The 21,607-nt window shown below is 35.8% G+C and carries 19 protein-coding genes; 7 read left to right on the plus strand and 12 right to left on the minus strand.

What is annotated here, in order from left to right; translation table 11 throughout:
- Nucleotides 1–3: 3 nt before the first annotated feature.
- The 3 genes from CQ046_RS09470 to CQ046_RS09480 all read right to left on the minus strand — a co-directional run bounded on the left by CQ046_RS09470 (nt 4) and on the right by CQ046_RS09480 (nt 1,796).
- Nucleotides 4–471: a nucleoside triphosphate pyrophosphohydrolase family protein gene (locus CQ046_RS09470; protein WP_047374946.1), complete on the minus strand. Its 468-nt coding sequence runs from the start codon at nt 469–471 to the stop codon at nt 4–6.
- Between the two features lie 190 nt (nt 472–661).
- Nucleotides 662–1,072, minus strand: coding sequence for a hypothetical protein (locus CQ046_RS09475; protein WP_105702027.1), 411 nt, complete (start codon nt 1,070–1,072; stop codon nt 662–664).
- A 10-nt stretch (nt 1,073–1,082) separates the two neighbouring features.
- Complete coding sequence (locus CQ046_RS09480; RefSeq protein WP_105702028.1) at nt 1,083–1,796, minus strand: glycohydrolase toxin TNT-related protein; 714 nt, start codon at nt 1,794–1,796, stop codon at nt 1,083–1,085.
- Between the two features lie 100 nt (nt 1,797–1,896).
- Here CQ046_RS09480 and CQ046_RS09485 point away from each other — a divergent pair, with 100 nt between their 5' ends.
- Nucleotides 1,897–2,124 (plus strand): hypothetical protein, encoded by a 228-nt coding sequence (locus CQ046_RS09485; protein ID WP_105702029.1) that lies wholly within the window; start codon nt 1,897–1,899, stop codon nt 2,122–2,124.
- A 150-nt stretch (nt 2,125–2,274) separates the two neighbouring features.
- On the opposite strand, the gene CQ046_RS09490 is transcribed toward CQ046_RS09485, so the two are convergent.
- From CQ046_RS09490 to CQ046_RS09505, 4 genes are all read right to left on the minus strand, one after another.
- Complete coding sequence (locus CQ046_RS09490; RefSeq protein WP_105702030.1) at nt 2,275–4,503, minus strand: reprolysin-like metallopeptidase; 2,229 nt, start codon at nt 4,501–4,503, stop codon at nt 2,275–2,277.
- Between the two features lie 189 nt (nt 4,504–4,692).
- On the minus strand, nt 4,693–7,623 hold the full coding sequence (locus CQ046_RS09495; protein WP_105702031.1) for a reprolysin-like metallopeptidase: 2,931 nt from the start codon (nt 7,621–7,623) through the stop codon (nt 4,693–4,695).
- Nucleotides 7,624–7,827: 204 nt separating this feature from the next.
- Nucleotides 7,828–8,325 carry a DinB family protein gene (locus tag CQ046_RS09500; RefSeq protein ID WP_105702032.1) on the minus strand — a complete coding sequence of 166 codons (498 nt, stop codon included), beginning with the start codon at nt 8,323–8,325 and terminating at the stop codon, nt 7,828–7,830.
- 22 nt (nt 8,326–8,347) lie between these two features.
- On the minus strand, nt 8,348–9,487 hold the full coding sequence (locus CQ046_RS09505) for an acyl-CoA dehydrogenase family protein (protein WP_105702033.1): 1,140 nt from the start codon (nt 9,485–9,487) through the stop codon (nt 8,348–8,350).
- A 191-nt stretch (nt 9,488–9,678) separates the two neighbouring features.
- On the opposite strand from CQ046_RS09505, the gene CQ046_RS09510 reads away from it, so the two are divergent.
- The 6 genes from CQ046_RS09510 (at nt 9,679) to CQ046_RS09535 (ending at nt 16,813) form a co-directional block, all read left to right on the plus strand.
- Nucleotides 9,679–11,592 carry an endonuclease gene (locus tag CQ046_RS09510; protein ID WP_105702034.1) on the plus strand — a complete coding sequence of 638 codons (1,914 nt, stop codon included), beginning with the start codon at nt 9,679–9,681 and terminating at the stop codon, nt 11,590–11,592.
- Between the two features lie 432 nt (nt 11,593–12,024).
- Nucleotides 12,025–12,630: a SatD family protein gene (locus CQ046_RS09515; RefSeq protein ID WP_105702035.1), complete on the plus strand. Its 606-nt coding sequence runs from the start codon at nt 12,025–12,027 to the stop codon at nt 12,628–12,630.
- A gap of 2 nt (nt 12,631–12,632) precedes the next feature.
- A complete protein-coding gene (locus tag CQ046_RS09520) occupies nt 12,633–13,328 on the plus strand; it encodes a DUF3307 domain-containing protein (RefSeq protein ID WP_105702036.1) in 696 nt (231 codons plus the stop codon).
- Between the two features lie 36 nt (nt 13,329–13,364).
- A complete protein-coding gene (gene purC / locus CQ046_RS09525; protein ID WP_065397805.1) occupies nt 13,365–14,087 on the plus strand; it encodes a phosphoribosylaminoimidazolesuccinocarboxamide synthase in 723 nt (240 codons plus the stop codon).
- A gap of 137 nt (nt 14,088–14,224) precedes the next feature.
- The gene (gene purF / locus CQ046_RS09530; RefSeq protein WP_105702037.1) at nt 14,225–15,724 is read left to right on the plus strand and encodes an amidophosphoribosyltransferase; all 1,500 of its coding nucleotides are present in this window, start codon (nt 14,225–14,227) and stop codon (nt 15,722–15,724) included.
- A gap of 141 nt (nt 15,725–15,865) precedes the next feature.
- Nucleotides 15,866–16,813: a glycerophosphodiester phosphodiesterase family protein gene (locus CQ046_RS09535; RefSeq protein WP_105702038.1), complete on the plus strand. Its 948-nt coding sequence runs from the start codon at nt 15,866–15,868 to the stop codon at nt 16,811–16,813.
- Between the two features lie 106 nt (nt 16,814–16,919).
- Here CQ046_RS09535 and CQ046_RS09540 read toward each other — a convergent pair whose 3' ends face one another.
- The 5 genes from CQ046_RS09540 to CQ046_RS09560 all read right to left on the minus strand — a co-directional run bounded on the left by CQ046_RS09540 (nt 16,920) and on the right by CQ046_RS09560 (nt 21,459).
- Entirely contained in the window at nt 16,920–17,633 is a 714-nt protein-coding gene (locus tag CQ046_RS09540; protein ID WP_105702039.1) for a porin family protein, read from the minus strand.
- 367 nt (nt 17,634–18,000) lie between these two features.
- Nucleotides 18,001–18,708, minus strand: coding sequence for a porin family protein (locus CQ046_RS09545; protein WP_105702040.1), 708 nt, complete (start codon nt 18,706–18,708; stop codon nt 18,001–18,003).
- A 392-nt stretch (nt 18,709–19,100) separates the two neighbouring features.
- The gene (locus CQ046_RS09550) at nt 19,101–19,871 is read right to left on the minus strand and encodes a DUF2071 domain-containing protein (protein ID WP_105702041.1); all 771 of its coding nucleotides are present in this window, start codon (nt 19,869–19,871) and stop codon (nt 19,101–19,103) included.
- 164 nt (nt 19,872–20,035) lie between these two features.
- Entirely contained in the window at nt 20,036–20,620 is a 585-nt protein-coding gene (locus CQ046_RS09555; protein ID WP_105702042.1) for a porin family protein, read from the minus strand.
- A 203-nt stretch (nt 20,621–20,823) separates the two neighbouring features.
- Nucleotides 20,824–21,459 carry a porin family protein gene (locus CQ046_RS09560; RefSeq protein WP_105702043.1) on the minus strand — a complete coding sequence of 212 codons (636 nt, stop codon included), beginning with the start codon at nt 21,457–21,459 and terminating at the stop codon, nt 20,824–20,826.
- Nucleotides 21,460–21,607: the final 148 nt, after the last annotated feature.

Consider the following 21,607-nt stretch of genomic DNA (forward strand, 5'->3'; position numbering starts at 1 on the left):
ATTTTATTTTTCGATAATTGATTTTAAATCAGCAGGAGAGTAGTATTTGTTTTTTAATACTTTATGATCAGCCTGTCTGTAAACATTGAATTTTTCTCCAGACTTTTCATAAAAAGATTCTACTTCCTTCTCTTTGTAGAATTCAACAGTTTCCTTTGCCTGTTCTTCATTATCACATGCTTTCGACATATTGGAGCGCTGAACTTCGTTGAATAGCTCTACAAATTTGCTGCCAAGTCCGAATTCCAGAACAGCACCACTCAAAACATACTGAAGATCACACAATGCGTCAGCAATTTCTACAATATTGTTATCTGCAATGGCTTGTTTCAGTTCGTTTAATTCTTCCTGTAAAAGTTCTACTCTCAGGTTACATCTTTCAGGAGAAGGAATTTGTGGTGTATCTAAAATAGGGGCTTTGAAAGTAGTATGGAATTCTGCTACTTGGTTCAAACTATCAATTTTATCCATGAATTTTTTTATTTCCCACAAAGATAGAAAAGGATTTGTAAAATGTGAAATGTACAGGACTAAATGTGTGAATAAAGAATTGATTGAAAATTTTTCAAAACAAAATTTAATCTGCAAAAATCAATAAAACCACAACTATAAAAATTGTGGTTTTATTTTGAAATATTTTAATTCTATTCAATTACTGCAACTACTCATATTTCCAGATACCAGAAACGGTTAGCATCATCAATCCCGGCTGTTTTTCTCCATAGCTGAACACACAAAGATATTTTGAATGACAGGAAGAACAATCTGTTCCAAAATACAAAGTGGGCATATTATTAACGGTCAGTTCTCCAAAATGAAACATACTCTGAGAGGTTCCGTTGGCGATTCCGTGTTGTAACAATTCATCTTTGGATATCACTTTATCTTCATGATACAGTTGAAGGATAGGGAATCCAGATGAATAGGGTGCTATTTCAAGGGTATTTTTGTGATTGCAATGACTGCAGTTGAAAGTTGTTATTGCTGATGGAAGAGCTTCATCATTAATAAAGGTGCTTTTTTCAACAGAAGCTTTTTCTGTAATTTTTATTTTTTCTGAGATTGAATACATCTGGGGTAATTTATGGCTGAATAACTGTGCCTACTAAGTTAGGATATTTTCCGCTTGGACTTTTCTTAATGGTGATTTTTATATAACCTTCTTCTGCCAGCTTATTCCATGTTTTCTGATATCCTGTGTTGATGTCGAGAGGGATTTTCCACATGGTTTGTTTTCCTTTTCCTGCCTGGCTAAACCAAGGAATAATATCTGCTGTCTGGGTTTTAAACTGCATGGAATTGTTCAATACATCAATTTCGTAATAGAAATCGTATTTGTCTTCAGTCTGGTTCAAAGCTCTTTGTGTGAAAGTATACACATATCCGTTGATGATCGGACTTGTAAAGCTTCCCCCTAAAGTAGGAACACCTGTTCCGTTATAACTGCCAACAGCTCCGCTATATCGGTCAAACTTCTGTCCAACTTGTAACGGAACATCGTCAACAATATTGTAGCCTCCATTAGCAGGCGGCCATCCGCCATTTAAATTATTAGCCTTAAAAAGGGATTCCAGTTCACTCCATTTACCTCTTTTATACAGATCATAAGCTTGATTTCTGATGGCCTGACTTACCGAGTTGTTGCTGTCATAAGTTGCTGCCAGCTCATCAGCCGTTTTGTAGAATACAGAGGTAACGTCAGGATTGATGTCTATTACATCATCATTGTCTGAACTACAGGCTACCGAGAGCGTAGTAATTGTTAAAAAAAAGAAGTACTTAAATAAATGTTTCATATAAAAAATTTTAAATTATTTTAAAATTATTGAGGTATTAGAGGGGCTGCCTTTTTTGAAACATTACTTTCTTTACAAAGATCTTAGGTGAAATACTGATTTGAATATTATTTCTATTTTCCAGGCTGTAAAAGAAAATTTTTCAGGACTTGGATTAGGTTTAATAATATACTTTTCTGACCATAAATTGCCGGAAATACCAATTTATATCAAAACAGAGTCAAAAGAAGCAACTGCATCAGACGTTAAAAAACGGCTTGGAGCTCCCTTAAATACAATCTGGGTAAACGGCACAATGAAATATTACTATGTGATAAATGTAAATTAAAAAACTTAAATATTAGTTATTTTGTTTCAAATAAAATGTTATTGTGAAATTTAATTAAATAATAAACGTATTTGAATTTATATTTTTTATTTTTTTTCGAATAAAAAAAGCTGCCCGAATGAGCAGCTTTCTGATTGAATTATTTTCTTGTTACTTTTTAATGAATTGTTTTGCAAATCCTCCAACCTGGATTACGTAGGTGCCATTGGTTAGTTTATTGACATTCACTGTTCCGCTTTCCAGATTTCCTGCGCTGGCAAGTCTTCCGGCCATGTCATAGATTTTATATTCTTCATTGCTGGTGTTGGTAAGAGTAAGAATATCCTTTACGGGATTAGGATACATTTTGATTTCTGTAGATGATGAATTTACATCTGTTGGTTTATCATCAGAAGTTTTTACAGAAATATTGGCATTATTGATATCAAAGAAAATATGATTGCTTCCTTTAATCATTATTCTACCAGAATTAGTTAAAGTATCAGGGATTGTAATGGTTTCCGATCCGTCATTAGGAGTTGCTGTTAATAATGTGGTCCATGTAATTCCATTATCTGTTGACCACAGAATATCTACGTTGGCTGTATTTACTCCGTTGGCTGTGGTGCCTGCTACATCCCATGTCACTATTTGTGAACTCCCTTTTACATAGGAAACTGCTGTGTTTTGCGATGTTATGGCAAATGGCCCTGCTGCTGAATTAACAGTGATCTTAGTGTCATCCGAATTATTTCCACCACCTCCGGCTTTGTTGTCGCGAACAGTGAGTCTGAAATTTAAAGTTCTGGCAACAGCGGGAAGAGCTTCAACATCTATTTGCATTCCTGTTGTCTTAAGAGCACCTGCTAAAATAGAAGACATTATTGGAAAATATCTTACAGGAGAACTTGAAGGAGTCCATGATCTGAATATGGGGCCTGCAATTTTTGTTTCTTTTGCTGCAGAATTAGCTCCTGTTTCAGAAGAAGTTCCTTTATCCATTTGTTCCCAGATATAGGTGAGCGGATCTCCGTCTGCATCAGTTGCGGATCCGGTAAGCATAAAAGGCGTGCTTTTAGGAATAATATAATCAAGCCCTGCATTTGCTGTAGGAACTGAATTTCCGGTAGGGGTGTTGAGGGAGCAAGTTTTTGTTTTGATATTATTGGTAATCTGTTCAATGCTCAAAGCGTGAAAAAACGGATCTGAATTTTTCTGAACATCATAATTGGTAATACCTGCGTATCCCATGATGGTAGATCCTGAACCTGGTTCTACAGGTTTTAACCCAGATTGTGGTTCGTATGACCATGTGTGGTTTCCTCCAAACTGATGTCCCATTTCATGAGCTACAAAATCAATGTCAAAAGTATCTCCTGAAGGATTGCCGTTTGCAGGAGAGGTGTATCCGCTTCCTTTATAACTGCTGGGATAGGTTATACCCTGATCTTCATAAGTAGACATATCATTATCACAAATACACCCGATACATCCTGCATTGCCACCACTGCCATCTCTGCCGAAAAGGTGTCCTATATCAAAATTATTATTTCCAATGGAAGAGTTTAGTGTATTCATAAGCTCCAGGTTCCATTTTTTCATTTGTGAAGATGGAGAGTAGGGATCTGTGGATGCATTGGTGTAAATGATATCGTCATTATTGGCAATAAGAACCATTCTTGCTGAAAAATCATTTTCAAAAATACCATTTACGCGGGTCATTGTATTGTTCATAGCTGCTAAAGCCTGAGCTTTTGTTCCCCCAAAATAAGAGGTATATTCTCCTGTACAAGAAAGAGCAAGCCTGAATGTTCTTAATATGGCATCATCTGCATTTTTATTTGATACGGCCTTAAGATTTCCCTTTTGAGCTACATCTAAAACTTTACATTCAAGTTTATTCAGGTTGTCTTTATTGTCTGACTTTTTGTAAATGATATAAGTTGAAAGATCTTTGGTGTAAGGTTGAATAAAAACAGCAGATTTGTCACCATAAATTTCCATAGAAGAAAGTCCCAGGGAAGAAATGCTGAAATAAACCTTTGATGCAGGATCTTCCACGCCTACGCCTATATAGGATTTGATATCCGGATATTTAGCAGCCAGCTCAGGTTCAAAATTAGAATTTTCTGCTACTTTGAAATTTTCCATTTTCCCAGCTGAATTGGGAAAAGAGATAATTGTTTCAGATTTCTGTGTTGATCTTTTTGGGGCTTTTGCCAATACATTTTTTAATCCATTTATATTCAGATGATATAGCTGTGGATTTTCAAAACGTGACATGTTTTCTAAAATCGGAGAGAATGTTTTTGAGGAGCCTAAGGTCCATAAACGATCTGTCTGTGCGAATGTAATACCCGACAATGCGAGCATCCCCGTCATTAATAATTGTTTTTTCACGCAAATGTATTTTCATCAAAAATAGTAAAAAAAATGCCTGAAAATATATTTTATCTGGATGTTTTTTGTCAGTATTCCCTTAAATAGAAAGAAGTATTAAAAATATTTTATAAAATTCAATAAAAAAGAAAACCTGTTCTACATAGAACAGGTTTTCACATCGTTTAATTTAAAAAAGTCTATTAGTTACTAATTTTTAATGAACCTCTTAGCTGATTCTCCGATTTGAATCATATAAGCACCTTTTACAAGATTGCTTACGTTCACAGAACCTCTTTGAAGTTTTCCTGAGTCAATTAGTTTTCCACCCATATCGAAGATTTTATAATCTTCTGATGTCGTATTTGAAATAAAAAGTTGATCTCTCACTGGGTTTGGATAAAGCTTCACATCTGTGATCAGGTCTTTCGTATTCTGAAGATCTCCTTTTCCTGAAGAAACAATGTTAAGGGTGTAATCTTCAACCTGTCCGTAAGTAAATGCTTCACATGAAGAAGTAGGGATTGAACTATATTTCATCATTACTCTCATTCTTGTAGACCCAACAGTTGCTGTAGATGGGATTGTGATAGATCCGGTAACCGGGCTGGTTGTAGAACCTGCTTTTGTCCATGCTAGCTCTCCGCTGTCTGTAAAGTCTCCGTCTCCGTTGTAATCAATATAAACAGCATATGCTTCGCTGTATTTTGTAGAAGTCCAAACCGGAGTAATAGAAATTGTGTAAGCGCTTCCTCTTGTAACATTAGTGGAAACTGACGTGAAGTTTTCATAACCCGCAGTTCCTGTAGAAGTATTATTAATAGATCCGAATGTTACGTTTCCGATTCTTTCATCAGCAGTATTGGACGCTGAAGAAGAACAGTATGAAACAGTTCCTCCTGAAAGCGTAGTAACACTTACTGTGTTGCTGGAAACAGAAGCATTTCCTGCTGCATCTTTTGCTTTAACAGAGAAAGAATACGTAGTTGCTGGAGAAAGCCCAGTCACAGTATAAGTAGTAGAAGCAGTAGAACCAATTAATGAAGCTCCCTGATATACATCGTATCCGGTAACGCCTACATTGTCTGTAGCACCAGACCATGAAAGATTGGTTGTAGTAGCAGTAGTTCCTGAAGCGGCAAGTGTAGGAGCTGTTGGAGCTATTGTATCAGGAGTTCCTGAACCTGCATTTACAGAGATATTGGCATTGTTGACATCAAAGAAAATGTGATTTGATCCTTTTACCATAATTCTTCCTGTAGTGGTAGTAGAATTAGGAATGGTAACAGCTTGTGAACCGTCATTTGGAGTTCCTGCCAATAGAGTAGTCCATGTATTTCCGTTGTCTGTAGACCAAAGAATATCCACATTAGCAGCGTTTACACCATTTGCTGTAGTTCCCGCTACGTTCCATGTAACAGTTTGAGAGCTTCCTCCTGCGTAAGTAGTTGCTGAATTCTGTGAAGTTATGTTGAATGGTCCTGCGGTCCCGTTAACGGTGATTACAGCATCATCAGAATTGTTTCCTGAACCTCCGGCTTTGTTGTCACGAACGGTAAATCTAAAGTTCAATGTTCTTGCCACTGAAGAAAGAGCTTCTACGGTAATTTCAGAACCTGCTGTAGTGGTTGCACCTGTTAAAACAGAAGCCATTCTTGGGAAATATCTTACAGGAGCAGTGGTAGGAGTCCATGATCTGAAGTTAGGTCCTGAAGCTTTAGTTGCGCTGGCTGCTGAGCTTGCTCCTGTCTGAGAAGAAGAAGCGTTGTCCATTTGCTCCCAGATGTAGGTTAAAGAATCTCCGTCAGCGTCTGTTCCGGTACCTGTAAGAACAAATGGAGTCCCTTTTGGAATGGTATAATCTAAACCTGCGCTTGCTGTAGGAATTGAGTTTCCTGTGTTGGTATTGACAGAGCAGGTTTTAGCTTTGATATTATTTGTGATCTGCTGAATGCTTATTGCGTGGAAGAATGCATCAGAATGAGGTTGGATATCCTGACTCGTAATTCCAGCATATCCCATGATGGTTGATCCGGATCCAGGTTCCATATTGGCACCGGTTCCTTCATTGTTCATTGAGAATGTGTGATTTCCTCCAAATTGGTGTCCCATTTCGTGGGCTACGTAGTCGATATCAAAATTATCTCCTGATGGAATAGCGTCTGCGGGAGAAGTGTATCCGCTTCCTTTTGATCCGTTGGTACAGATACAGCCGATACATCCTGCATTTCCGCCACCTCCTGAAGCTCCGAATAAGTGTCCGATGTCGTAATTAGCTTCACCAATTACAGAAGTTAAAGTACTTTGTAATTGGGAATTCCAGCTGCTCATTCCTGAGGCTGCAGAATAAGGGTCTGTAGAAGCATTGGTGTAGATGACAGCATCATTGTTGGCGATCAGAACCATTCTTGCTGCGAAATCTTTTTCAAAAACACCGTTTACACGAGTCATTGTGGTATTCATTGCAGCTAAAGCCTGAGCTTTTGTACCTCCGAAATAAGTGGTGTATTCTCCGGTACAAGATAGTGCCAGTCTGAATGTTCTTAGTTTGGCATCATCAGCGTTAGGTCTTGCAGCAAGAGCAGAGTTGGAAACTCCTTTCTGTGCAGCGTCTACTACTGTACATTCAAACTTGTTAAGATCATCTTTTTTGTCGGATTTTCTGTACACTACATAAGAAGAAAGATCTTTACTGTAGGGTTCGATGAAAACTGCAGATTTATCACCGTAAATTTCCATGGATGACAGTCCTAGTGGAGAAACACTGAAATAGACTGTGGAATTAGGGTCATCCAGACCTTGTCCTACATAGGATTTGATATCCGGGTATTTTGCTGCCAACTCAGGGGCAAAATTGGAATTCTCCCTCACTTTAAAATTTTCCATTCTGCCTTCAGAATTCGGAAAAGAGATGATGAGTTCTGACTTTTCGCCTGCAGCCAGTCTTTTGGGAGCTTTTGCCAGAACATTCTTCAATCCGTTGATATCCAGGTTGTATACCTTTGGATTGCTGATGCCGGTTTTGTTTTCAAAAATCTCTGATGAAGTTTTTCTGGAACCTTCAGACCAAAGACGGTCAGTCTGTGCGAAAGAAATACCCGAAATCAGGAGCATTCCAATCAGCGTTAATTGTTTTTTCATATTAAATATTAAATTTGATTGTGGAATATCAAAGCTAATAAAAAATATGTTATGGAAAACAAAATTTTTTAAGATTATTTTAGATTATCTATTTAATATATTATGTGATGCATTGAATATAATTGAAAAAACCTTTTATTAAAAGAAAAATGACACATACCGAAGTATATGTCATTCTTATGGTTTGATATAATATTTATTTAATTACATATTATCATCAGCGGTAGGACCGTAAAGTCCGGGAACTTTATTTCCGGTTGATCTTAAATAGACAACCAGTTCCCCTCTGTGATGGTACAGGTGATTGTAAAGAAAAGCTCTTACCACCTGAACTTTTGGCATAGGAGGGAAGAGTACATTACCGTTCATTTCCATTTTCCATTCATTAAAATAAGCGTTTTCATCAGAGTTTTCAAGAACTTTCTGAGCTTTCGCTACATTTTCTTCAAACTTGGCAACGATATTTTCTGCTTTGGAAATATCTCCTTTGTCATACTTGTAAGTGCCCATATCAAAAACATCCTGATTGAAAGTGGATTCATACCAATTATATACTTCTGCTATATGAGAAGCTAATTGACCTGTTGTCCAGTTTTTTTCAGATGGTTTCCAGTTTAAGGCACTGTCGGGAATTGCTTTTAAAATTTTTCTTGTGTTCTCTGCTTCATGCAGAAATTCACCTAATAAGGCTTGTTTAATCATTTGTATGTGTTTTAAATTAAGGTTATTTTGTAATATCTCTTCCGATAACCAATCTCTGGATTTCAGAAGTACCTTCACCGATTGTACAAAGCTTAGAGTCTCTATAGAACTTTTCAGCTGGGAAATCTTTTGTATAACCGTATCCTCCGAAGATCTGAACTGCATTGTTGGAAATTCTTACACAAGCTTCAGAAGCGTATAATTTTGCCATAGCTCCTTCTTTTGTCATTTTCTGTTTTGCGTTTTTCAATGTAGAAGCTCTTTGGATAAGAAGTTCAGCAGCATCAATTTCTGTTGCCATATCTGCTAACATAAAGTTGATCGCCTGGAAATCTGAAATAGGTTTTCCGAACTGATGTCTTTCTTTTGCATATTTCAAAGCAGCTTTGTAGGCTCCTCTTGCAGTACCTAAGCTTAGGGCAGCAATAGAAATTCTACCACCATCCAATACTTTCATAGCCTGCTTGAAACCTTCACCTACCTCACCTAAACGGTGGGAATCCGGTACACGTACATTATCAAAGATAAGTTCTGCAGTTTCGGAAGCACGCATTCCTAATTTATTTTCTTTTTTTCCTGAAGAGAATCCAGGCATTCCTTTTTCTAAAACAAAAGCTGTAGAGTTATTCTTAGCACCTATTTCTCCTGTTCTTGTCATTACTACAGCAATATCTCCTGAGATCGCGTGAGTAATAAAGTTTTTAGCTCCGTTGATGATCCATTCGTCACCATCTTTTACAGCGGTAGTAGACATACCTCCTGAATCTGAACCTGTATTGTGTTCTGTAAGCCCCCAAGCCCCGATTACTTTTCCGGAAGCCAGCTGAGGAAGCCATTTGTGTCTCTGTTCTTCATTTCCGAATTCATAGATATGATTAGTACAAAGAGAGTTGTGTGCTGCTACTGAAAGACCAATAGATGGGTCAACTTGAGAAATTTCATCCAGAATTGTAACATACTCATGATAACCTAAGCCGGAACCTCCATATTGTTCAGGAACAACAATCCCCATAAAACCCATCTCACCTAACTGGTGGAATAAGTCTTTTGGAAAAGTCTGGCTTTCATCCCATTCCATAATATTTGGTCTAATGTTCTTTTCTGCAAATTCTCTAGCCGTCTCCGCGATCATTTTGATGTTGTCAATAGTCTCTGTATTCATATAATAATAGTTAGTTCCCAAAGATAACCAAATTGACGGAATGCTAAAACAAATTATTTCATTCGTAAAATTTAAGAGGCAATGCTTTTAATTTTCAATTTTTTATATTTCGATAATTAATACTTTCTTAATAAAACTTTCAGTCTTTTACATTTTTTATTTCACTATTTTAGTCCCCCAATTTTTAAGGCATGAAAAAAATTCTATTTCCTCTTATTTTAATTTCCTCTTATTTTTCTGCGCAGGCACCTGCCGGATATTATAATGGAACAGCAGGGTTGACGGGTTATGCCCTGAAATCAAAACTTCACGATATTATTTCGGAGAAAATGATCAACTGGCATTATGACGACCTTAAGGGATATTATGGCCAGACTGATCTTGACAAATATTATGACCATGATGCCTCCAATACTCAGTATCTTTTGGATATCTATTCTGAAATTCCTTCGGGGCCGGATGCTTATGAGTATACCGTAGATCAGATGACAGGTACAGCAGGTGCGGAAGGACTGGGATACAACAGGGAGCATATGATGCCTCAAAGTACTTTCAGTACAAGCTCATCAATCAGTGATTATCCAATGTATTCAGATCTTAATTTTATTATTCCTGCTGATGCTAGAATTAATCAGTTAAGAAATAATTATCCTTACGGAATAGGAAACAGCACGAACCATTATATTTTCAGCAACACTTCAAGGATGTCTAATGCAGCTATTCCCAATTATCCTTATACCGGAAGGGTTTATGAGCCTATTAATGAGTTTAAAGGTGATATTGCAAGGACTTTATTATATTTTGCGGTAAGATATGAAGGGAAACTGGGTTCATTTAATACAGCTTATAGTACATCATCAACCATAACTCCTGCTACGGATCAGTGTCCGCTTGACGGAACGGAAGAAAGAGCTATTGATCTTCCTTATATCGCTATGCTGAAGCAATGGAGCAACGCAGACCCTGTTTCGCAAAGAGAAATTGAGAGGAACAATGCGATCTATACCATACAAAAAAACAGAAACCCATTTATTGATCACCCTGAATGGATTGATATGATCTGGTCTGAAACTCCTGATAGTGTAGCTCCTGCAGCTCCAGGATCACTGGTTTCTACACAGCAGAATGCTTATTTCGTTAATCTGAGCTGGGCTGCTTCTCCTGATGCTGATGTTTTAGGATACAGGATTTATATGAACGGTTCTACAACGCCTGTTGCTGTTACAAAAGGAACTTCTATAAGCATTGATCATCTGGCTCCTTCAACCACTTATACTTTTACTGTAAAAGCTTTTGATAAAGGATATCTTGAATCTCCGTTCAGTAATACGGTTACAGTTTCCACTATTGCTTCGGATTCTTATGCTCCGGATCTTATGATTACCAAATATATTTCGGGAACCAATACAGAATTCGTTAAGAATAATGCGCTTGAAATTGTTAATAAAACTGGGCATGAAGTCAATCTAAATAATTACAGAATTAATATTCAGTTCAGAAATAACAGTTCAGGAGCTTATTATAGTGGAGATACCTACGAACTGGAAGGCAAAGTAGGGAATAACGAAACATTTGTTATTTTAAATCCAAAAGGAACCTTGTCATGTTATACCGCCGGGCAGGCAAAATTTGCAACGGCTTCTGATCCTATGATGTATGCGGGTGGAAACTATGTAGAACTTGCTTATAATAAGACCGTGACTGTAGATGCAATCGGAACAAAATTTACAACCAATAATAACGGAAATGTATCTTTATACAGAAAGAGTATTATCAATCAGCCAACGAGTACATTCAGTATAGGAGAGTGGGATTCTTATCCTTCCAACTACTGTCAGAATCTGGGTGGTACACTGTCTACTAAAGAATTGATTACTACTAATAATGAATTTACCATCTATCCAAATCCAGTGTATGATAATCTTTATGTAAACGGAGAAACAGGAAAAGTAAAAACAGCCCAGATTATAGATCTTTCCGGGAAAGTGATCTATACAGAGAAGGATCCTTTCAGGTATAAGAAAAATATTTCAGTACAGGGAATTCCAACGGGTATATATTTCTTAAAGCTTGATGAGAAAGCACATCAGTTTATTAAAAAGTAATACTATTAAAGAGAAACAAATATTAACCTTGGCAAACCTGTCAAGGTTATTTTTTAGGTGTCATATGTAATGAGATTGCTTCGCTTTGCTCGCTATGACTATTCTAGCCCTGATAGCAGCGGTTACCCCGGAGTATAAGTGGGAGAGTTGGAGGGTTAAGGAGCCGGAATAGGTAGGAGCGAGGAGTATGAGCGGATAGCAGGAATAAGCTTCTCCACTAAAAATAAAGAGCGAAATGTGGAGTTAAAGTAAATGTAATGACAGAATATTTGTCAATTTTTCACTTTTTTATAATTTTATAGTTTTTGTTAAAGCCTTAAAAACCTTATGTTTACTACATAATTGATATAAGCTGATTGGCTAATAATCAATATCTATAAGTGTTTCTGCTTATATCTTTTATATATAAGTAATTATGCTTATATTTGCAGTATGATAGCGGTCATTACCGGTGATATTATAAATTCACAGCATGCGGATACTGAAGTTTGGATTACCAGACTTAAACATCTTCTCGAAAAATGGGGAAGCGCTCCTGGCACATGGGAAATCTACAGAGGAGATGAGTTTCAGTTCAAATGCAATATTGATGACGTTTTCTGGCGTTTTCTAGCCATAAAATCTCTTATTAAAAGTCAGGAAAATTTAGATGTAAGAATGGCCATAGGCATCGGTGAAGAAAGTTTCTCTTCTGAGAAAATCACGGAATCTAATGGTACAGCCTATGTCAATTCCGGAAGACTGCTTAATGATATTAAGAATGACGGCCATACTGTGGCTATCAAAACATCGAGTGACCCTGTGGACAGAGATCTTAACATTCTGTTGAAATGGTCGTCCAAAGATTTTGATAACTGGACGATGGCTACGGCAGAGATTATTCATGAAATGATCATGAATCAGGATATTACACAGGAAGATCTTGCTAAGAGATTTGCTATTTCACAGTCTTCTGTAAGCCAGAGACTGAAACGAGCCAACTACGAGCTCATCGTGGAGACCAATCAGTATTTCAGAAAAAAAATCTCAGAATTATAGGCATGATCTTCATCAAACTCATATTGGCACATCTACTTGGAGATTTTATACTTCAGCCAAATTCATGGGTTGCAGATAAGGAAAACTGTAAACTAAAAAGTAAGTTTTTATACTTTCATATTCTGATTCACACCGCTTTAAGTTTTATTTTCCTTTGGGATTTACAACTTTGGTGGGTAGCTCTACTGGTGGGTGTCACTCACTTCATGATTGATGCCGCGAAGCTTATCTTTCAGAAGGTAAAGACTAAAAAAAGATGGTTTTTCATTGATCAGCTGCTGCATGTTCTGGTGATTGCCGGAGTTTCTTTTTATTTCCAGGAATTCAGCTTCGGATTTTTACAGAATCAGGAATTTTTAAAGATCATCATGGCGGCATTGTTTCTGACAACACCTGCATCTATTTTTATCAAAATCTTATTGTCATCATGGACGCCTGCTCCGGATGGCCCCAATACTATTCAAACCGAATCTTTATCAAGTGCCGGAAAATATATCGGAATTTTAGAACGTCTGCTGGTTTTTACTTTTATCATGGTGAATCATTGGGAAGGCGTAGGTTTCATGGTAGCTGCAAAATCTGTTTTCAGGTTCAGCGACCTTGCACAGGCAAAACAGAGAAAACTTACAGAATATGTATTAATTGGTACACTGCTGAGTTTTGGGCTGGCTGTCTTAACAGGAATAATTATAAAATAAATCAATAAATCTAACTACAATTTAGAAAGTAAAATTATGAGTCAAAAGAAAGAAATGTTGTACGAGGGGAAAGCAAAACAGGTATTTGCTACCGATAATCCTGATGAAGTAGTAGTGCGTTTCAAAGACGATGCTACAGCATTTAACGCTCAAAAGAAAGGTCAGGTGGATCTGAAGGGAGAAATGAACAATGCGATCACAACCCTTATTTTTGAATACTTAAATGAAAAAGGAATCAAAACTCATTTCATCAAACAATTAGACGAAAGAGAGCAGCTGGTAAGAAAAGTATCTATCATTCCTTTGGAAATGGTAGTAAGAAACTACTCTGCAGGAAGTATGGCACAAAGATTAGGAGTGGAAGAAGGAATCAAATCTCCGGTAACCATCTTCGATATTTGCTACAAAAAAGACGAGTTGGGAGATCCGCTTATCAATGATCACCACGCAGTTTTCCTAGGAGCAGCTACTTATGAAGAGCTTGACGAAATGTATGAGCTAACTTCTGATATCAACGAAATCCTTATCGACCTGTTTGACAAAATCAATATTATCCTGGTAGATTTTAAAATCGAATTAGGTAAAACTTCAGACGGTGAAATCATCTTAGCAGACGAAATCTCTCCTGATACTTGCAGACTTTGGGATAAAGATACCATGAAGAAATTAGATAAAGACAGATTCAGAAGAGACTTAGGAGAAGTTACTGAAGCTTATGTTGAAATCTATAATCGTCTTAAGAATTTACTTGCAAAATAATTTTAGAAATAATTCCTTTGAAGGAACTTGTAGCTGAAATTTATTCATTAAAAGCAAGTTTAAAATTATAATTGAAGTTAACTTAGACTAATTTCTAACATCTAATATCTAACTTCTAATCATTAGAAAAAATAGAAATGAAAAGTTTAGACATTCATAAAAGTGAATATTTAAAACAGTTTGAAACCCAGATTTACGGAAGAAATCTTTTCAGAACTCAGGAAGAGGAAAGACTGGATGCTCCTAATGAAGAGTGTGGGATCTTCGGATTGTATTCGGATAATGATCTGGATACCTTCTCGCTTTCACAGTTCGGACTTTTTGCATTACAGCACAGAGGTCAGGAAGCTTGTGGTATTTCCGTTTTAAAAGACGGAAGAATCACAAACATGAAAGACGAAGGACTGGTTTTAGATGTTTATAAAGAAATTCAGGAACCTGAAACTTTTATGGGAAATTCTGCAATTGGGCATACCCGTTATACCACTGCAGGAGATAAAAAGAAATATAATTTCCAGCCATTTTTCGCGAAAAACGAATACGATCAGATTATACTTTCTATAGCACACAACGGTAACCTTACCAATGCAAAAGTATTAAAAGAAGAATTAGAGGCTGAAGGCGTAGTTTTCAGAGCAACTTCCGATTCTGAAGTGATCCTGAGACTGATCCAGAAAAACCTTGATTTAGGTCTTCGTGGTGCTATCAAAGCAACCATGGAAAAGATTGAAGGTGCTTATTCCGTAGTTGGGATGACCAGAAATAAATTCTTTGCATTCAGAGACTTCAACGGAATCCGTCCATTGGTGTTAGGAGCTATCGATGAAAGATCTTATGTAGTTGCTTCAGAATCTGTGGCACTGGATGCTGTAGGAGCTCAATACGTACGTGATATTCTTCCGGGTGAGATCATTTATACCAATGAAAATGAACCTGGAAAACTTCATTCTTATATGATGGATGAAGCGAAAGGAAAGCAGAGAATCTGTTCTTTTGAATACATTTATTTTGCAAGACCTGACTCTACATTAGAAAATATCAATGTATATGAGATCAGAGAGAAATCTGGCGAGAAAATCTGGGAACAGGCTCCCGTAGAAGCTGACCTGGTGATTGGAGTTCCGGATTCCGGAGTTCCGGCTGCTATTGGTTTCTCAAAAGCTTCAGGAATACCTTTCCGTCCTGTTTTGATCAAAAACAGATATATCGGAAGAAGTTTCATCGTTCCTACACAGGAAATGAGAGAAAGGGTAGTGAACCTTAAGCTGAACCCGATCATCTCCGAGATGAAAGATAAGAGAGTCGTGATCATCGACGATTCTATCGTTCGTGGAACCACATCCAAAAGACTGGTTAAAATTCTAAAAGATGCAGGCGTAAAAGAGATCCACTTCAGAAGTGTTTCTCCACCTATTATCGCTCCATGTTATCTGGGAATTGATACTCCGTCTAAAGATGATCTGATCTCAGCGAATATGACAACAGAAGAACTTAAAAACTATCTAGGAGTAGATTCCTTGGAATTTTTAAGCATAGACAACCTGAAAGACATTTTAGGATCAGCTAATCACTGTTTCGGATGCTTTACAGAAGAATATCCTGTAGGAAAAGGTGAAGAGGTAGATTTATTCAACTAATCTCTTTATTGAATTCATAAAAATAAATAGCCGGGTTTATAATCCGGCTATTTCGTTGTATAAATGTAGCAAAAGCTTAATATTACTGTAGTATACAATATATAATGGAGCTTTAATTTTGTTGAATTAAAACTTCAGGATATGAAACATACATTTTTCATGGGTATTTTTCTTGTATTTACCCAGCTTTATTCTTCACAGACTTTTGATAATGAGGCACACCGCGGAGGAAAATCTCTTTATCCTGAAAATACAATCCCGGCAATGAAGAATGCTCTGAAAATGAACGTTAACACCCTGGAAATGGATCTTGCCATCACGAAAGACAAAAAAGTTATTCTTTCCCACGATGTTTTTCTTTCACCTGAGCTGGTTACAAAGCCGGACGGAACTTATATCCCAAAAGATTCTGGGTTTTATTACAAAATCTATGAAATGTCTTATGCAAAGATTAAAACATTTGATGTTGGTTTGAAAAAATTATATAACTATCCGGATCAAAAGAAAATGAAGGTTCAGAAACCTCTCTTTTCAGACGTTATAGACGCAAGTGAAGCGTATGCCCGCAAACTGAAGAGGCCGTTGCCTTTTTATAATATAGAAACAAAAACCCGTCCTTTCTCTGACAATATATTTCATCCGGAGCCGAAAGAATTTGTGGATCTGATGATGAAGATCATTATCGAAAAAAAGATTCAGGACAGAGTGATCATCCAGTCTTTTGATCCCAGAACACTGGAGATACTTCACAAAGAATATCCTAAAATCAAGACTGCTTTACTGGTAGAAAAAGTAGATGATAAAAAACTGGCTCAGCAGCAGGCTTATTTTAAAAACATTCCTGCAGAAAAATTCAAGATGTATCCCAATCATTTGAGTGGAGTGGCAGGAGATATGAAATTTCTAAGCTTTACTCCAACTATTTACAGCCCCGATCATCATCTTGTTACATCCCAATTGGTACAGGAATGTCACGCATTAGGCATGAAAGTCATCCCATGGACTGTGAATACCAAAGAAAGATTAAAAGAATTAAAAGAAATGGGAATAGACGGAGTGATCAGTGATGACCCGAGAATATTTGAATAACAATTGAGATGACTCAAATGCATAAAATAAATAGCCGAAAGAAATTCTTCCGGCTATTTTATGTGTGCAGGTTAATGCACTTCGGTTAAAAAATTGGTTCTTCTAATTAGAATTTATAGTTCAGTCCTAACTGAAACACTCTGTTGTTGTTTTCAGCGGCAGGTCTGCTCTTTTCAATTTTTGTCAAACTGTTTACATATCTTGCACTGATACCGATATTAGGAGTGATGTCATATCCTAAACCAAGACCCAATCCAAAGTTGAATCTATTGATATCATCTTTGTTGATGTCTTCAGTATTTGAGCTTGTAGTAGTGGTAGTAACACCTCCTGTAGTACTTGCTACAGTAGTTTCTCCTTTAGTTTTACCATTGATGAAATAACTGAATTCAGGTCCTGCTTCAATATAAAACTTATCAGTAGGTCTCATTTGAACCATTAATGGAACTGAAATGTAGTTCATCTTTATTCTGCCTTCTTCTTTAGTCTTTACATTCGTAACTCCATTATCAGTTTCTGTAGAAGAAAATACATCCTTTGCACCCATTTGGTTGTATAATACCTCTGGTTGGATACTGAATTGTTTTGAAATTGGAATATTAACGAATGCACCTGCGTGGAAACCTAGTTGCTGGCTATTGATACCAAACTTCTGCTCACTGAAATAAGCTGAGTTTCCTCCTGCCTTGATCCCGAATCTAACGGGTTGAACATCTTTTTTTAGAGGTGATGCATTTACTGTTTTCGTTTCTGTCTTTGTTTCTTGAGCGAAAGCTAGTGTACCAGCAGTTAATGCTAATCCTAAAATTAACTTCTTCATAATTTAATTTTTTAATTTTACTATTTGTGTGTCGGGTGATTACTCAATCTGACTCCAATTATTTTGCAAATTGCTTGCCAAAGTCGAAAAACACCTATTTAAAGGGCTTTTTAGAAGGTTTTTAAAATGATTTTCATCAATGTTTTTCCCTTTTTAATGAATAAATAGGATGTCATACTCCATATTTTGTGAAAAAAGTTGAATATTAAAAAAGTATCATTGCAGATCATTGAAATGATAAAAAAAATAAAAAACAACAGTATTTTTTAGTAAAATAATAAGCTGTTCGGGTTGTTTTTAGGATGGAAATAAAAATGCCGGACTTTAAAAAAGAGTCCGGCATTCATTTTGAAAATAATAAATATCTCTATTTAAATTGATAAGCTACTCCTATCTGAAGAGCATTATTTCTTACTTTATTGTTATAATAGTTATTCTTAAAAAGCTCTGTAATACCTGCTGTAAATCTTGCTGTTACTCCAAAACTCTGAGTGAAATAATATCCTGCACCAATACCTATCCCAAAATTGAATCTATTATAAAGCTCCATTGGGATTTTATTCGAGAAGCTTTCACTAGTAACCGTTGTTGAGCTGCCGTATGTATTTTCAGTTCTTTGGTCTCCTTTTGATTTTCCACCTAAAAGATACCCGAATTCTGGTCCCGCTTCTACATAAAGCTGAGGAAGAATATTGTACTGAACCATCACTGGAAGAGTAAGGTAATTCAAATTTGTTGTATAGCTGAATTCCTGTCTTATCATATGGCCGTCCAAACCTGATGGATAAACATATTTTTCTTCTGTTTTTGAACCCATTTGGCTAAAAAGAAGCTCAGGCTGTATACTGAACTTTTCTGCAACGGGAATATTAACAGATATTCCAACATGAGAACCAAGCTTTATTTTTTCATTATTATCTCCATATTCTCTGTTGCTATTACTAAGTGTAGAAGCATTGAATCCTGCTTTTACACCAAATCTGACAGGAGATTTTGAAGATGCTGGCTGCTCTTTTTCCTGAGCGTTCATTAAAAGTGATCCGGCTAATGCAAACCCCAAAAATATCTTTTTCATGATTAAAGTTTTAAATTTTCTTTTTCGCGGCAAAATATCTGCCACAAAGAGGAGAAGTGATAAAAATCATGCTGTAAAGCGAAAAAGTCAGGCTTAAACTAATAAACCTGACTTTTTCTATTGAAATCAAAATGTATCTAATTATGGAGCAAAACACTTTTAGTATTTGCTTTGCACTGTAAGACGTTAGTCAACTCAATGCTGTTTCTGTTAAAAAAGTTTATAATGGTAATAGTTAGATTTTTAGCAGTACATTCATTTGATTTATCAATTGAATCAATACTATTTATTGTAAAAACAGAAACTATAAGTTGGAAATTTCCGCAATAGAGTACAATCATTACTCAATACGCAAATTTCTTGCCAAACTCAAAACACTAAATATATAATAGTTATTCAATTTTTCTTGGTGGTAAATCAATAATAAACTCTATTTCTTTAGTTAATAAAACAGAGTAGGGTTGTTTCATCTGTGTTCTGTTTAGAAGTCCTAGCTTTTCGAATTTTTCAAAATATGCATTTTTGCATTTCCCTGTTTTTATATCCATTTTTGTATGCCATATTTTATATTTGCCAATATGGTTATCCGCTCTTTGAAAATATCCTGTAACTGGGTGAGTTAATACTAATATCGCTTCCTCAAAATTATCAAAGTCTTTAGTAATAAAATTAGATTTTTCATCTTCCATAATATCAATATTTGCGGAATTATTGAACGCTGAAATTTCTATTTTGTATGAGATGTAATTATTATAATACTCGAATTTGGTTTTATATTTTGAATAAAACCATGGCATTTTCCATATTCTTCTTGGTATAAATACTAAAGGTGAGCCTAGTCCGGTTCCAAAAAACCAAGCGCATTTTTCCTTAGTATCTTTGTCTATAATATATGCTCTATAATTGGTTTGAGGAAATTGAAATTTGCAAAATGGAAATATTTTTTTAAAATGAAAATCATGGTCTATAAATGTCACTGCACTGATAAGGCCAAATGATTTGCCATCAACTTTAATCGTATAAATATCAAATTTTTGAGGAATGATATTTCTTAACTTCTGGACATCTACTAAATAGGTGAGAATTGAAAAATGCTTAAGAAGAGTAGAAGCTGTAAGAGTTTTTGTATTGGGTATGTTTTTTATCCGATTATTAATTTCCATAAATTGATTTTCATTGTGTTTTATATATTAAGTTATATTTTTTTAGATGCATTTAATTCTATGTTAAGAGAAAAATATTTCATTTACTCCAAAAAAAGCCAGATTAAATATTAATCTGGCTTTGTATTGATTAGAAAGGTTGCTTTTAAAAGCTTCCTAAGTTCTTAGAATTTATAAGCTAAACCAACCTGGAATACTCCGTTTCTTGAAGCATCACCACCATTATCTTTAGCAATATCAGATAAACCAGCAGTATATCTTACATTCACTCCGATATTTTGAGTGAAATAGTATCCAGCTCCAAGACCTAGTCCGAAATCAAAAGTTTTGAAGTCATCTTTAACATCTACAGATGCACCGTTAGCTTTTCCTTTAGCACTGATAAGGAACCCGAATTGAGGACCAGCCTCTACATATAGGTTAGGAATCAGGTTGTATTGTAACATTACTGGTACTGCAATATAATCTGTATTTAGTTTTACATTGCTGTTTGCCTTAGCCTTAGCACCCATACCGCTGTATAATACTTCCGGTTGTACAGAAAAGTCTTGTGCTACTGGAATGTTTGCAAAAACACCACCATAAAATCCAGCTTTTGAATTTGCATCACTGTTCGAAATGCTAGAGATATTAAGACCTGCTTTTAATCCAAATCTAACTGGAGAAGATGCAGCAGTAGAAGTTGAAGTCTTCTGAGCGAAAGTGAAAGTACCCGCTACTAAAGCCAGGCCTAAAATTAACTTTTTCATAAGTTTATATTTTAATAGTTTTTAAGTTTTATTTAACATTTCATTAGTCATCAAACGGTGTGCCAAAGTTGAATATTGCTTCTGAATCTTTATTCATCAGCTTTTTCCGGGATAATATTTTTTTAACATAAAAAAAAGACCAGATTAATTTTTTAATCTGATCTTTTCTATTGAATATAAAATTTGTTAGTGAATGTATAAGCTTATTTAAATTTATAAGCTAAACCTACCTGGAATAGGTTGTTTCTTGTAGCATCAGATCCACTAGGTCTGTTTTTCGCTACATCTGTTAAACCTGCAACATATCTTGCGGTAAGTCCTAAGTTTGGAGTGAAATAATATCCAGCACCAAGACCGATACCAAAGTTGAATGTATTCAGATTGTCTTTGTAGTTATCTGTTGTATTAGACTGCCCGGTTGATTCATTTTTAAACTTGTTTTTAGCACTTACCATGAAACCGAATTCTGGTCCTGCTTCCACATAAAGATTAGGGATCAGGTTGTACTGGAACATTACAGGTACTGTAATATAATCTAACTTAGTAGAAGCGGAAAACTTTGTGTTTCCTATCGTATAGTTTGATTTATTACCATATTGAGAGTACTGTACCTCCGGCTGAACACTGAATGAAGCTGCTAATGGAATATTAGCAAATACACCTGCGTTGAATCCTATTTTAGATTTCTGGTCATCAAGACCGCTGTCTTTTGAAAGTGAAGATACGTTCATCCCTCCTTTTACCCCGAATGTTACCGGATTAGAAGATGTATTTCCTGTCTGTTGAGCGAATGCGAATGTTCCTGCAGTTAACGCTAATCCTAAAATTAACTTTTTCATAACTTTAATTTTTTTAATTTTACTCTTTCTTAATTTTAAATTTTACTACTGTTCAGCATTTTCAGTTGAACGCAGAGTATCTTTCAAATTGCTTGCCAAAAATATTTTTTATGAGTAAAATCAATAAAAAAATCACTTAGTGTTTAAG

Source organism: Chryseobacterium sp. MYb7 (assembly GCF_002979455.1).
Classification (GTDB): Bacteria; Bacteroidota; Bacteroidia; order Flavobacteriales; family Weeksellaceae; genus Chryseobacterium.

What these genes read in the sequence shown, in the direction of transcription:
- CQ046_RS09470 (WP_047374946.1), bottom strand. Translation starts at nt 471, where the DNA reads ATGGATAAAATTGATAGTTTGAACCAAGTAGCAGAATTCCATACTACT.
- CQ046_RS09475 (WP_105702027.1), bottom strand. Translation starts at nt 1,072, where the DNA reads ATGTATTCAATCTCAGAAAAAATAAAAATTACAGAAAAAGCTTCTGTT.
- CQ046_RS09480 (WP_105702028.1), bottom strand. Translation starts at nt 1,796, where the DNA reads ATGAAACATTTATTTAAGTACTTCTTTTTTTTAACAATTACTACGCTC.
- CQ046_RS09495 (WP_105702031.1), bottom strand. Translation starts at nt 7,623, where the DNA reads ATGAAAAAACAATTAACGCTGATTGGAATGCTCCTGATTTCGGGTATT.
- CQ046_RS09500 (WP_105702032.1), bottom strand. Translation starts at nt 8,325, where the DNA reads ATGATTAAACAAGCCTTATTAGGTGAATTTCTGCATGAAGCAGAGAAC.
- CQ046_RS09505 (WP_105702033.1), bottom strand. Translation starts at nt 9,487, where the DNA reads ATGAATACAGAGACTATTGACAACATCAAAATGATCGCGGAGACGGCT.
- CQ046_RS09510 (WP_105702034.1), top strand. Translation starts at nt 9,679, where the DNA reads ATGAAAAAAATTCTATTTCCTCTTATTTTAATTTCCTCTTATTTTTCT.
- CQ046_RS09515 (WP_105702035.1), top strand. Translation starts at nt 12,025, where the DNA reads ATGATAGCGGTCATTACCGGTGATATTATAAATTCACAGCATGCGGAT.
- CQ046_RS09520 (WP_105702036.1), top strand. Translation starts at nt 12,633, where the DNA reads ATGATCTTCATCAAACTCATATTGGCACATCTACTTGGAGATTTTATA.
- purC (WP_065397805.1), top strand. Translation starts at nt 13,365, where the DNA reads ATGAGTCAAAAGAAAGAAATGTTGTACGAGGGGAAAGCAAAACAGGTA.
- purF (WP_105702037.1), top strand. Translation starts at nt 14,225, where the DNA reads ATGAAAAGTTTAGACATTCATAAAAGTGAATATTTAAAACAGTTTGAA.
- CQ046_RS09535 (WP_105702038.1), top strand. Translation starts at nt 15,866, where the DNA reads ATGAAACATACATTTTTCATGGGTATTTTTCTTGTATTTACCCAGCTT.
- CQ046_RS09540 (WP_105702039.1), bottom strand. Translation starts at nt 17,633, where the DNA reads ATGAAGAAGTTAATTTTAGGATTAGCATTAACTGCTGGTACACTAGCT.
- CQ046_RS09545 (WP_105702040.1), bottom strand. Translation starts at nt 18,708, where the DNA reads ATGAAAAAGATATTTTTGGGGTTTGCATTAGCCGGATCACTTTTAATG.
- CQ046_RS09550 (WP_105702041.1), bottom strand. Translation starts at nt 19,871, where the DNA reads ATGGAAATTAATAATCGGATAAAAAACATACCCAATACAAAAACTCTT.
- CQ046_RS09555 (WP_105702042.1), bottom strand. Translation starts at nt 20,620, where the DNA reads ATGAAAAAGTTAATTTTAGGCCTGGCTTTAGTAGCGGGTACTTTCACT.
- CQ046_RS09560 (WP_105702043.1), bottom strand. Translation starts at nt 21,459, where the DNA reads ATGAAAAAGTTAATTTTAGGATTAGCGTTAACTGCAGGAACATTCGCA.